Here is a 12,128-nt window from a genome sequence, read left to right as displayed (position 1 = left end):
TGCACCTGCACCTGCACCTGCACCTGCACCTGCACCTGCACCAAGTGCTACGCCCACAAAAGCCAGCCATAAAGAGAATACCAGCACCCCGGCCAACGAGGCGGAGGTCGCCATGCCAGAAGTGCATGAAAAAGCGACCATTCCCGAAATACGCCCCGAGGATATTCCACAAGTACCGCAAGAGCCGCCTACGGCACCGACCTTCCCCGGCTTTGATGTGCCAACCGATGCCCACATCCCTGATGGCGTTCACCCCAACTATGACCTGACGGACATCAAGGGTGTGGCCTTTCATTTTGTGCCTCAGTCCGACCAGCTCTCCTCCGGGCAGGAAGGGGAGTTAGACAAGATTGTGCGCAAAAGGCCGAACGGCCCGCTGGTCATTCGCGGTTTTGGGGATGCAGCCTCCCTGAGTGCGCAGGACCAGTCCGATGCCGTGCGGCTGGGGCTGCTGCGCGCAAAACGCCTTGCCTCCGAACTTTCCAAGCGCGGGGTGCCTGCCCCCACCATAACCGTCCGTGGCGATGCGTTTGGAACGGGGGCCAAAGTGATCGTCCCCTAAGGCTACGCCAGCGGACACCCTGCGGCCGTGCGGTGGGTTAAATTTACCCCCGCACAGCGGTTTTGTGTCCAGAGGAGTTGCCTGTTCCATTTTGGCGATTACTATGCTCTCTCCCTTCACCCTGGGAGGGGCATCGCCTCTCACCTTTTTAGAGCACCCAGAGTCCATGACCGAAGAGTTCCATCGCATCCGCCGCCTGCCGCCTTATGTATTTGCCTCTGTCAATCAGGCCAAGGCAGCAGCGCGCGCACGGGGTGAGGATATTATTGACCTTGGCATGGGCAACCCCGATACCCCCACTCCGCCGCATATTGTGAGCAAGCTGGTCGAGACGGTAAACGACCCACGCTCGCACCGCTATTCGGTCAGCCGCGGCATTCCCGGCCTGCGCAAGGCGGTTGCTGGCTACTATGACCGGCGCTTTAACGTAAAGCTCAACCCTGACAGCGAAGTTATTGTAACCCTTGGCTCCAAGGAAGGGCTGGCCAATCTGGCCTCCGCCATTACCAGCCCGGGCGATACCATTCTGGTGCCCAATCCTTCCTACCCCATCCACCAGTTCGGGTTTATTATTGCGGGGGCATCCGTCCGCTCGATCCCCGCAACCCCGAACGAGGACATGCTGCGCGCGCTCCACCGCGCCGTGCGCCACTCCGTGCCCAAACCCACGGCGCTGATTGTCAACTTCCCCTCCAACCCCACGGCGTATCTGGCTGATCTGGATTTTTACAAGGAACTGGTCGCTTTTGCCCGGCGCGAGGAAATCTGGATTCTATCCGACCTTGCCTACGCGGAAATCTACTTTGGGGATGTGGTGCCGCCGTCCATTCTTGCCGTACCGGGAGCGCGGGATATTGCGGTGGAATTTACCTCCCTGTCCAAGACCTATTCCATGGCAGGCTGGCGCGTGGGCTTTGCCGCAGGGAACGAACGGCTGATCGCGGCTCTGACCCGTATTAAATCCTATCTGGATTACGGGGCGTTCACCCCCATTCAGGTTGCTGCCGTAACCGCCCTGAACGGACCGCAGGACTGCGTGGCCGACCTGCGTAACCTGTATAAGGAACGGCGGGACGTGCTGATCAAGGGTCTGCACTCCGCCGGGTGGGACGTGCCCTCGCCAGAAGGGTCCATGTTTGCGTGGGCCCCCATTCCCGAACCCTTCCGCGAAATGGGAAGTGTTGCCTTCTCCAAACTTCTGCTCGAAGAGGCCGGAGTTGCGGTCGCTCCCGGTCTGGGCTTTGGCGAATATGGCGATGACCACGTCCGCATCGGGCTGGTTGAAAATACCCACCGCCTGCGGCAGGCGCTGCGCTCGATCAAGGGCTTTATGGCAGCCCATGGCGTTAAGGCCCCTCCCTCTTCCAACCCAGCCCAAAAACCGGAGTCTGTTGTACCGTGACATCCTGTTCCTCTTCTTCTCCCCTTCGTCTCGGCATTGCCGGGCTTGGCACGGTTGGCGCTGGCGTTATCCGTCTTTTACGCGCCAATGCAGATTTGCTGAGCGCCCGCGCAGGCCGCCCGCTGGAGGTGGTCGCCGTCAGCGCGCGAGATCGTACGCGTGACCGTGGCGTGGATGTTTCCGCCCTACGTTGGTATGAGAACGCAGCAGATCTGGTCAGTGACCCCGATGTGGACGTGGTGGTGGAACTGATTGGCGGGGCAGAAGGTACGGCACGCGCCGTGGTGGAAGCCGCCCTTAAAGCTGGCAAACCGGTTGTGACGGCCAACAAGGCCCTGCTGGCCCTGCATGGCTCCACCCTTGCCCAGTTGAGTGCAGCCAACAATGCCCCCCTGCTGTTTGAAGCCGCGGTGGCAGGCGGCATTCCCGCCATTAAAACCGTGCGTGAAGGACTGGCGGCAGACCGTCTGCTCCGCGTAGGCGGTATTTTAAACGGCACCTGCAATTACATCCTCACGGTCATGCGCGAAACCGGCAAGGATTTTGCAACCGTGCTGAAGGATGCGCAGGATCTGGGCTACGCGGAAGCTGATCCCTCCACCGATGTGGACGGGCTGGATGCCGCACACAAGCTGACCATTCTGGCCGGTCTGGCCTTTGGTCAGCCCGTTGCATTTGACAGTGTGCATGTGGAGGGCATCCGCCGTATTGGCGCGATTGACCAGACCTTTGCCCGCGCCCTTGGCTACCGCATTAAGCTGCTTGGCCTTGCCAGCATGACCGATGCCGGGTTGCAGGCACGCGTAACCCCCTGCCTTGTCCCGCAGAACGCGCCCCTTGCGCAGGTGGATGGTGTGTTCAACGCCGTTGTGGCCGAAGGCGAATTTGTTGGCCGGATCATGATCGAAGGGCGTGGAGCCGGTGCTGGCCCCACTGCCAGCGCGGTCACGGCTGATCTGGTGGATATTGCACGTGGGCACACCATTGCGGTGTGGGGTGTGCAAACCAACACGCAGCCTGCCCTGCGGGCCTGCCCCCTATCCAGTGGTCAGGGTGCTTTTTACCTGCGCCTGATGGTGGAAGATCGCCCCGGCGTTATTGCCGACATTTCCGCCGTGCTGCGCGACTGCGGCGTATCCCTGCGCAGTATGCTCCAGCATCCGGCGGAAAATGATAGCACGCCTTATGTTCCCCTTGTTCTGGTCACACATCAGACATCGGAGGCCGCTATGCAGGATGCCGTCGCACGGATTGATGCCCTGAGCGTTGTAACAGACTCCACAGTCGTTATCCGGATCGAAGCTGCCTGAGATCCGCTCAGCCAGCCCCATCCGCCTTATAATCGATTGTGCAATTAAGGACCCCGCTTTCTCATGTCTGATTCCATTGGCCCCTCTCCCTTCGTTGTTTCTGACCGCAATCTGGCCCTTGAGCTGGTGCGTGTAACAGAAGCAGCGGCCCTTGCCTCTGCCCGCTGGACGGGCCGTGGCCGCAAGAACGATGCGGACGCCGCTGCGGTGGAAGCCATGCGCACAGCATTTGACACCGTTGCCATTGATGGCACCGTGGTCATTGGCGAGGGCGAAATGGACGAAGCGCCCATGCTCTACATTGGTGAAAAAGTGGGGTCCGGCGGCCCAGCCATGGACATTGCCGTAGACCCGCTGGAAGGCACCAACCTGTGCGCCAAGGATATGCCAAACGCCATTACGGTTGTGGCGCTGGCCGAACGCGGCAATTTTTTGCACGCACCCGATGTGTACATGGACAAGATCGTGGTTGGCCCCAACCTGCCCGCAGGCGTTGTGGATCTTGAAAACTCGATCGAAACCAACCTGAAGAACCTTGCCAAAGCCCGTGGCAAAAACGTGCAGGACCTGCTGCTGTGCACATTGGACCGCGAACGGCATGAGGAAATGATTGCCCGCGCCCGTGCAGCCGGTGCCCGTGTGCGCCTGCTGAGCGATGGCGACGTGGCGGGTGGTATTGCCGCCTGCCTGGACAGCAGCCAGGTCGATATTTACGTCGGTTCCGGCGGTGCGCCAGAAGGGGTGCTGACGGCTGCTGCCGTACGCTGCGTGGAAGGGCAGATGCAGGGTCGCCTGCTGTTTGAAGATGATGCCCAGCGCGCCCGTGCCCAGAAGATGAACCCCGGCAAAAACCCGGACCGCAAGCTGGACCTGCACGATATGGCTGCGGGTTCGGTGCTGTTCTCCGCCACCGGAGTGACCACCGGTGCGCTGCTAAGGGGTGTGCGGCAGTATCCGCATCAAGCCGTAACGCATTCTTTGGTCATGCGCTCCAAATCCGGTACGTCCCGCTTTATTGAAGGCCACCACAACTTCAAAACCAAAACATGGACGCCGCAATAACGGTCGTTTTTTAACCCCATGCTCCCGACACCTCTGCCAGAGGCCCCATCCATGCCCTCTGCCACCACACCTGCTGTGCTCAATGTGGAGCACAGCGTAAACGGGCGGCGCTGGTCATGGCGGGAGGGAGCCGACGACCCGACGACAAACCGCCTTGGCGCAGCACTGGCCCAGCAACTCGGTATCCCCGAAATTGTTGGGCGTCTGCTGGCCATGCGTGGGGTCAGCCCTGAACATGCCCCGCATTTTCTGGCGCCTACCTTGCGCGCACTCATGCCCGACCCGTCCACCCTGACAGATATGGACAAGGCCGCCGCCCGCATGGCCCAGGCCGTACAGGCGGGGGAAACCATTGGCATTTTTGGCGATTATGACGTGGATGGAGCCTGCGCCAGTGCCGTACTGGCCGCTTTTTTTGAACATCTTGGCTGCTCCGTTCTCACCCATATTCCCGACCGGATGACCGAAGGGTATGGACCCAACCTGCCCGCACTGGACAATCTGGTCGCGCAGGGAGCAAAGCTGCTGATCTGCGTGGATTGTGGCACGGCCTCCGCCGCCATTCTTAACCAGCTTGCCGGTAAGGCAGACGTGGTGGTGCTGGACCACCATAAGTCGGAAGATGCCCTGCCAGACATTCTGGCCACCGTTAACCCCAATCGGGTGGATTGCGGGTCCGGTCTTGGCCATATCTGTGCAGCGGCCCTGAGTTTTCTGGCAACTGTGGCAACCAGACGGACCCTGCGCCAGAACGGTTTTTTTAACAGCACCCAGCCCGAACCTGACCTGCGTCCTTTGCTGGACCTCGTAGCACTGGCTACGGTGTGCGATGTTATGCCCTTACAGGGGGTGAACCGCCTGTTTGTATCGGAAGGGCTTAAAATTATGGCCGCCCGCCAGCGTGTAGGCGTTGCCGCCCTGCTGGACATTGCGGGGGTCACCAAAGCGCCAGATGCTTTTTCCTGCGGGTTTGCACTGGGGCCACGCATTAATGCCGGAGGCCGCATTGCCGAGGCAGCCTTGGGGCTGCGCCTGCTCCGCTGCCCCGACCAGCACGAGGCCCGCCAGATGGCCGAGCGACTGGATGCCGTCAACCGCCGCAGGCAGGATGTGGAAGCCGATATTCTGGACCGTGCCATGGAGCAGGCCGCAGAGCAGAAAGAGGCCGGTCATGGCGTTATTCTGCTGGCCAGCAAAGACTGGCACCCCGGGGTTGTGGGCATTGTGGCGGGGCGCATAAAAGAACGCTTTAACCGCCCCACTCTTGTTGGTGCCCAGCAGGAGGACGGCAGTATAAAGGGGTCGGGTCGCTCTGTTCCGGGGCTGGACCTTGGCACCGTAATTATTGCGGCACGGCAGGCTGGAATTCTCAAAACAGGCGGGGGGCACGCCATGGCGGCCGGTTTCTCGCTTGAAGCCGACCGGCTTGAGGAGTTCCACACCTTCCTCAACACCCGTCTGCCACAGGCGGCTGCACTCCCCCCAACGGTTAACCTGACGATTGATGCTGTTGTGGCCGTGACCGGAGCCACCGCAGAACTGGCAACAGACATGGCGGCTCTGGCCCCCTTTGGGGCAGGCAACCCGGAGCCTCTTATAGCCCTGCCCAATGCCAATATTGTACGCACAGACCGGATTGGGCGGGATGGTAATACCCTGCGGGTCCTTGTTCGCGCCAGCAATGGCAGCAAGCTCAAGGCTCTTCTGTTCAAGGCGGAAGGCAACCCCCTTGCCGCAGTGCTGGAAGATACAACACGCCCACCCGTGCATCTGGCAGGCTACCTGCGGGCAGAAAGCTGGAATGGCCGCACGGATGCAACCTTTTTTGTGCAGGACGTGGCACACGCCTGAGCTGTAGCGGTCAGGGTTTAGCCCCCTTTACGGGGGGCTCCTTGGGGGGAATTTACTCCCCCAAAGTAGCGCTCCGGCGCGCTGCGACTTCTTTCTTCATCGCTTCCTGCACCTTTTCAAACGCACGCACTTCTATCTGGCGTACCCGTTCGCGGGAGATGCCATAGTCATGGGCGAGTTCTTCCAGTGTTGCCGGGTCGTCTTTTAGTCTGCGTTCGGTAAAAATGCGGCGTTCACGCTCATTCAACGTCTCCAGCGCGGTAGCAAGCAATGCCTTGCGGCCCGACATTTCTTCGTTTTCGGCGTAAACATCTTCCTGATTGACCTGATCATCAACCAGACGGTCCTGCCACTCACTTTCCTGATCCGCCTTGAGCGGCGCATTCAGGCTGTGGTCGGGTGCTGCCATGCGGCGGTTCATATCCACCACATCCTGCTCGGACACACCAAGCGTTGTGGCAATCTTGTTCACCTGTTCTGGTTTGAGATCACCATCATCAATTGCCTGCATCTGGCCTTTAAGGCGGCGCAGGTTGAAGAACAGCTTTTTCTGGGCAGCCGTGGTGCCCATTTTGACCAAAGACCAGCTATGCAGAATATATTCCTGAATAGCAGCGCGGATCCACCACATGGCATAGGTTGCCAGACGGAAGCCTTTTTCGGGGTCAAAGCGGCGGACAGCCTGCATCATCCCCACGTTGCCTTCACTGATCAGCTCGTTGATGGGCAACCCATAACCACGGTAGCCCATGGCAATTTTGGCAACCAGACGCAGGTGGGAGGTCACCAGCCGATGCGCTGCGTTGACGTCCCCCTTCTCGCGCCATTTGCGGGAGAGAGAGAGTTCTTCTTCTGGTGTGAGCAGAGGATACTTGCGAATTTCCTGAAGGTACCTTGAAAGATTGCCTTCAGGCCCAACATCAATGACGGAGGCCATGATTTGAGTACTCCTTCCTGAGCTGGAAACTCCCACGGATGCGTTTGGTTCCTGTTCCGTCAACAGGCGCATCCATATTTGCAGCGGCGAGCTCCAGAACCCGATGGAAAAATATGACAGCCTTTGCACTTGCCCTCGGCATGAGCAGCAGATGCCAAAAGCCCCTTCCCGCTTTACGGAAAATTGAGCGGTATGGAACAAGAAGGTGCGCCCGAAAAATGCACCCTGTCAAGAAAACAGGTGCGCATGGTAGCTAAACTGCCACAGTTAAGGGACCTGAGCGGTCCTCTTTTAACTCCATTCACCCGTAATCCGGCACAGACTCGGCTTACTCCGAATCGTTCAGCGCCTGCTCCAGTTCCTGCATGTCTGCTGGCATGGGGGTTTCAAACAGCAGTTTTTCGCCGGTTCTGGGGTGGGTAAAGCCCAAACGGGCCGCGTGCAATGCCTGACGCGGAAAGTCCAGCCCTGCGGCTCTGGCAACAGGCGGCAACCCGCGCGCAGCGGCTGGCACACGCCGCAAATACAGAGGATCCCCCATAAGCGGGTGTGCATTGGCCGAAAAATGCACCCGAATCTGGTGCGTTCGCCCTGTTGCCAGCTTGCAGGCAACCAGTGCTGCGGCAGCACTGAACACCCTGAGCGTACGGTAGTGGGTTAGCGCCCACTTACCACCATGGGTGACCAGCGCCATGCGTTTGCGATCGCGCTTGTCGCGGCCGATCGCGCCTTCGTAATCCCCTTCTGCGGGGGTTGGCACCCCCCAGCAGAAGGCCAGATAGGCGCGGTCTATGCGGCGGGCGGCAAAATCCTCGGACAAGGCCAGATGTGCCTTTTCCGTTTTGGCCACCACCATAACACCCGATGTATCCTTATCCAGCCGGTGCACAATGCCGGGGCGGCGCTCCCCCCCAATACCTTGCAGGCTGTTACCGCAATGGGCGATCAGGCCGTTAACCAGTGTCCCTGTCTCGTTCCCCGGTGCGGGGTGGACCACAAGACCTGCGGGCTTATCCAGCACAATCAGGTCATCATCCTCATACAGGACCTGAAAATCCATGGCTTCGCCCTGCGGCGTGGCGGGGGCTGCTGCGGGCAGGTCCAGCACAAGCACCATACCGGGTTTGACGGGCATGGCAGGTTCGCGCAGGACCGCGCCGTTACACAGCAGTTGCCCGCCTTCGATCAGCCCTTTAATGCGCGAGCGCGATGGTGCCCCAGGGCAGGAGGACAAAAAACGGTCAACCCGCTCCCCTGCCTGAGCCGCATCCACCGTAAAGGCAAGCGTGGCGCCATGAGAGGGCGCAAATTCGGCTCCCTCCCCGCCCTGTGCTGGAACTGTCTGTGCCAAAACCCGTCTGTCTCACTCACGCTCATGGGGTGGAAGTGCGCTTACAAAGCCCGCTCATAGGGCAGGCGTCAAGCCAGAGGCGTATGGCATTTGCCCCCACAGTCCACCAAGCCCCTTGCCCTGATCCATATACGGCGGGATAGTGCGCGACCATGACCCTCCACCACGCCGCCCTTGTGCAAAGCTACCAGACCGCCATGCGCCACCGCAGCCTTGTGCTGGGTGCGCTGGGTGTGGCGCTGGTTCTCTCCATTCTGGCTGACTGCGCCGTGGGGCCTGCGGGGTTGTCCCCTGCCACCATACTGCGCACGGTTTTTGCCCCTTCCAGCGTGGATGAGCAGACCAGCCTAATCGTATGGCAGATCCGCCTGCCCTATGCGCTTATGGCTGCCTGCGTGGGCGGGGCTCTGGGACTGGCAGGGGCAGAAATGCAGACCATTCTGGCCAATCCGCTGGCCAGCCCCTTTACCCTTGGCCTTTCTGCCGCGGGGGCTTTTGGCGCATCGCTGGCCATTGTGCTGGACTGGCACATGCCCCACGTACCGGACATGTGGCTGATAGCAGGGAGCGCATTTGTCTGCTCGGCACTATCCGTATGGATTCTGGATATGCTGATACGGCTGCGCCATGCAGGTACGGGCACGGTTATTCTGTGCGGGGTCGCACTTGTTTTTTCGTTTCAGGCGCTGGTCGCGCTCATGCAGTTTGTGGCGAACGAGGATGCCCTGCAAAATCTGGTGTTCTGGACCCTTGGCAGCCTGACCCGTGCTTCCTGGGGAACTCTTGGCCTGCTTGCTGGCGCATTGGCATTTATTGTCCCGCTTTCGTTCAGGGCTGCATGGCCCCTGACAACCCTGCGCATGGGTGAGGAGCGAGCCGCAAGCCTTGGTGTGGATGTTCCCCGCCTGCGCCGTGCAGCCCTGCTGCGTATTAGTCTTTTATGTGCACTAGCCGTGGCCTTTGTTGGGGTAATTGGCTTTATTGGGCTGGTTGCCCCCCATATTGCCCGCCGCCTTGTGGGGGAAGACCACCGCTTTTACCTGCCTGCAAGCCTGTTAAGTGGTGCCTTTATTCTTTCCATGGCGGCTCTGGTGGCGCGCCAGCTTGTGCCGGGTGTGGTTGTACCCACAGGTATTGTAACCGCACTGGTGGGCATTCCGTTTTTTCTCATCATTGTTTTACGTGCTGAGGGGGACCGGCCTTGACCCATCCGGCGGAAGGTTTGGTCGCCAAAGAGCTAAACGTCCGTTACGGCCGCAAGCCGGTGCTGGTGGATGTTCATGCCGGACCATTCCCCCACGGTGCGGTCTGCGCCATACTTGGCCCCAATGGCAGCGGCAAATCCACTCTGCTGCGCGCCATGGGCGGGCTGCTCCGTGCAACAGGCCGCATAACGCTGGATGGGGTGGACCTTACCACCCTGCCACTGGCCCAGCGTGCGCAACGCTGCCTGTACCTGCCACAGACCCTGCCCGAACCCGTACGGTTGAGTGTGCTGGATGCCATGCTGGCTGCCCGCCACGCCACTGGCCCATCCGGTGCGACCAGCACCGCAAACATAGAGGCCGCAATGACCTGCCTGCACCATGTAGGCATTGCCCATTTGGCCACACACAGCCTGCACACGCTCTCTGGCGGGCAACGGCAACTGGCGGGGCTGGCGCAGGCCCTTGGCCGCAAACCGGAGGCCCTGCTGCTGGATGAGCCGCTTAGTGCGCTGGACCCCTATTACCAGCAGACCGTTATGGCCCTGCTCCGGCGCGAGACAGCACAGCGCAATCTGGTTACCATTCTTGTGCTGCATGACCTGAACACCGCACTCAACCAGTGCGATCTGGCCTGCCTTTTGCACAATGGCCATATTCTGGCCTGCGGCAAACCGGCGGATATTCTTACCCCTGACCGGCTTCGCACCGTGTACCGCATTCATGCACGGGTGGATGTGGGGCAGAACGGGCAATATTTTATCAGCACGACTGGGGTGGTGTAGCCCTTCCCCCCTTACGTGCCACAAAAGGTATAGCGGACCTGCTCCTCCGGGCTGGGTGGTGTGGCATACTGCGCCATGCCCGGCTGCTCCACATAAGGGGTGGCCAGCAGGTGCAGCATCTCGTGGAACCGGGTGTAATCCTGCTGCTCCACGGCGGCCCTGATCATGGCTTCCACCTTATGGTTGCGGGGAATGTAGCATGGATTGACCTGCCGCATGGCCTGCGCCCGCGCAGCCCAATCCTCCCCTCCCTCCTGCATCAGCCGGGTACGCCACCGGGTCAGCCATGGCCCAAAGCTTTCTGGCAGACCTGTGGGAGCCTCCGCCCCCTGCAACACGCGGGCCTGACTTAACCCACGGAACGTGTTGGTCATGTCCGCCTTTTCCTGCGTCATCAGGTCAAGAAGGGTCTGGAACAGGGTTTCGTCCGTCTCCTGCTCCCCCACCAATCCCAGTTTTGCGCGCATTCCCGCAAAGTAAACCGCATGAAAACGCGCATTAAACCCCGCCAGCGCCTGTTGGGCATTGCGCAATGCGGCCTCTTCGTCCTCTGCCAGCAGGGGCAGCAGGGCTTCGGCCAGCCGGGTCAGATTCCACAGGGCTATGGTCGGCTGGTTGGTGTAGGCATAGCGCCCGCGCTCATCAATAAAGCTGAACACGGTTGCCGGATGGTAGGCATCCATAAAAGCACAGGGGCCATAATCTATGGTCTCGCCCGATATGGCCATATTATCCGTGTTCATCACACCATGAATAAAGCCAACCAGCATCCACCGGGCCACAAGCTCGGCCTGCGCTGCCACAACGGCCTGCAGGAACGCAGCATAGGGCTGGGTATCCTGCGCGACATGGGGGTAAAGCCGTGCAATGGCAAAGTCGGCCAGAACACGCAACCCCGCCACATCCTGCGTAGCGGCAAAGAACTGGAACGTGCCAACACGGATATGGCTCCGGGCCACGCGCACCATAATGGCGCCGGGTAACGGTGTTTCACGGTAAACACGCTCACCCGTTTGCACGGCTGCCAAGGCACGGGTTGTGGGAATGCCCAGTGCGGCCATGCTCTCGCTCAGCAGGTATTCGCGCAGAACGGGGCCAAGGGCTGCCCGGCCATCCCCCCTGCGGGCAAACGGCGTTGGGCCGGAACCTTTGAGCTGGATCTCCCTTACATGGCCCTGCTGGTCCTGCACATCGCCCAGCAGCAGGGCGCGACCGTCCCCCAAACGAGGGCTGAAGTGGCCAAACTGATGCCCGGCATACACCGTAGCCAAGGGGGCCACGCCCGGTGGCATCTGGTTCCCCGCCAGCATGGCCAGCCCCTGCGGGCCTGCCAGCCATGCGGCATCCAACCCCAGTGCCGCAGCGAGCGGCCTGTTCAATGCAATCAGATGAGGCGCCGCAACGGGCATTGCCTCTACGCGGGCATAAAAACGGGAGGGCAGCGTTGCGTAAGCCTGCCGAATGGAGGAGTAGGGCATTACTTTATGACGCCTTGTAAAAAAACCTGACAACCGGCACGGAGGGGCAGCCCTGCCTGTACCGCACAACACACAGGAACGAGCCACATACGCCCGAGTTTGCACCTGTCTGGCACAGACACCACGAACATGATAGGAAAGGCCACAACCGGACCATCCGGTCAGGCTACGTTCTGGCGTACCTG

The 12,128-nt window shown here is 60.5% G+C and carries 9 protein-coding genes and 1 pseudogene; 7 read left to right on the top strand and 3 right to left on the bottom strand.

Annotated elements, in window-relative coordinates; genetic code table 11:
* From Absy_RS05280 to recJ, 5 genes and pseudogenes are all read left to right on the top strand, one after another.
* Nucleotides 1-562 (top strand): annotated as a pseudogene (locus tag Absy_RS05280) (hypothetical protein); the annotation flags it as partial.
* A 166-nt stretch (nucleotides 563-728) separates the two neighbouring features.
* A complete protein-coding gene (locus tag Absy_RS05275; RefSeq protein WP_048853685.1) occupies nucleotides 729-1,964 on the top strand; it encodes an LL-diaminopimelate aminotransferase in 1,236 nt (411 codons plus the stop codon).
* Complete coding sequence (locus tag Absy_RS05270) at nucleotides 1,961-3,274, top strand: homoserine dehydrogenase (protein WP_048853684.1); 1,314 nt, start codon at nucleotides 1,961-1,963, stop codon at nucleotides 3,272-3,274. The genes Absy_RS05275 and Absy_RS05270 overlap by 4 nt, the downstream gene beginning before the upstream one ends.
* 63 nt (nucleotides 3,275-3,337) lie before the next feature.
* Complete coding sequence (gene glpX / locus Absy_RS05265; protein WP_048853683.1) at nucleotides 3,338-4,336, top strand: class II fructose-bisphosphatase; 999 nt, start codon at nucleotides 3,338-3,340, stop codon at nucleotides 4,334-4,336.
* Nucleotides 4,337-4,354: 18 nt separating this feature from the next.
* On the top strand, nucleotides 4,355-6,187 hold the full coding sequence (gene recJ / locus Absy_RS05260) for a single-stranded-DNA-specific exonuclease RecJ (RefSeq protein WP_048853682.1): 1,833 nt from the start codon (nucleotides 4,355-4,357) through the stop codon (nucleotides 6,185-6,187).
* Nucleotides 6,188-6,239: 52 nt separating this feature from the next.
* On the opposite strand, the gene rpoH is transcribed toward recJ, so the two are convergent.
* Nucleotides 6,240-7,124 (bottom strand): RNA polymerase sigma factor RpoH, encoded by an 885-nt coding sequence (gene rpoH / locus Absy_RS05255; protein WP_048853681.1) that lies wholly within the window; start codon nucleotides 7,122-7,124, stop codon nucleotides 6,240-6,242.
* 328 nt (nucleotides 7,125-7,452) lie between these two features.
* A complete protein-coding gene (locus tag Absy_RS05250; RefSeq protein ID WP_048853707.1) occupies nucleotides 7,453-8,397 on the bottom strand; it encodes an RluA family pseudouridine synthase in 945 nt (314 codons plus the stop codon).
* 230 nt (nucleotides 8,398-8,627) lie between these two features.
* Between Absy_RS05250 and Absy_RS05245 the strand changes: the two genes are divergently transcribed.
* On the top strand, nucleotides 8,628-9,680 hold the full coding sequence (locus Absy_RS05245) for a FecCD family ABC transporter permease (protein WP_048853680.1): 1,053 nt from the start codon (nucleotides 8,628-8,630) through the stop codon (nucleotides 9,678-9,680).
* The gene (locus Absy_RS05240; RefSeq protein ID WP_048853679.1) at nucleotides 9,677-10,465 is read left to right on the top strand and encodes an ABC transporter ATP-binding protein; all 789 of its coding nucleotides are present in this window, start codon (nucleotides 9,677-9,679) and stop codon (nucleotides 10,463-10,465) included. Before Absy_RS05245 ends, Absy_RS05240 begins: the two co-directional genes overlap by 4 nt.
* An 11-nt stretch (nucleotides 10,466-10,476) precedes the next feature.
* On the opposite strand, the gene Absy_RS05235 is transcribed toward Absy_RS05240, so the two are convergent.
* Complete coding sequence (locus Absy_RS05235; protein ID WP_048853678.1) at nucleotides 10,477-11,943, bottom strand: protein adenylyltransferase SelO; 1,467 nt, start codon at nucleotides 11,941-11,943, stop codon at nucleotides 10,477-10,479.
* Nucleotides 11,944-12,128 lie beyond the last annotated feature (185 nt).

Source organism: Acetobacter syzygii, assembly GCF_000964225.1.
Classification (GTDB): domain Bacteria; phylum Pseudomonadota; class Alphaproteobacteria; order Acetobacterales; family Acetobacteraceae; genus Acetobacter; species Acetobacter syzygii.
Note: the sequence above shows the minus strand (reverse complement) of the source record. Positions and strands in the feature narration are given on the sequence as shown.

Coding starts and splice junctions, on each gene's coding strand:
- Absy_RS05275 (WP_048853685.1), top strand. CDS start 729: ATGACCGAAGAGTTCCATCGCATCCGCCGCCTGCCGCCTTATGTATTT.
- glpX (WP_048853683.1), top strand. CDS start 3,338: ATGTCTGATTCCATTGGCCCCTCTCCCTTCGTTGTTTCTGACCGCAAT.
- recJ (WP_048853682.1), top strand. CDS start 4,355: ATGCTCCCGACACCTCTGCCAGAGGCCCCATCCATGCCCTCTGCCACC.
- rpoH (WP_048853681.1), bottom strand. CDS start 7,124: ATGGCCTCCGTCATTGATGTTGGGCCTGAAGGCAATCTTTCAAGGTAC.
- Absy_RS05245 (WP_048853680.1), top strand. CDS start 8,628: ATGACCCTCCACCACGCCGCCCTTGTGCAAAGCTACCAGACCGCCATG.
- Absy_RS05235 (WP_048853678.1), bottom strand. CDS start 11,943: ATGCCCTACTCCTCCATTCGGCAGGCTTACGCAACGCTGCCCTCCCGT.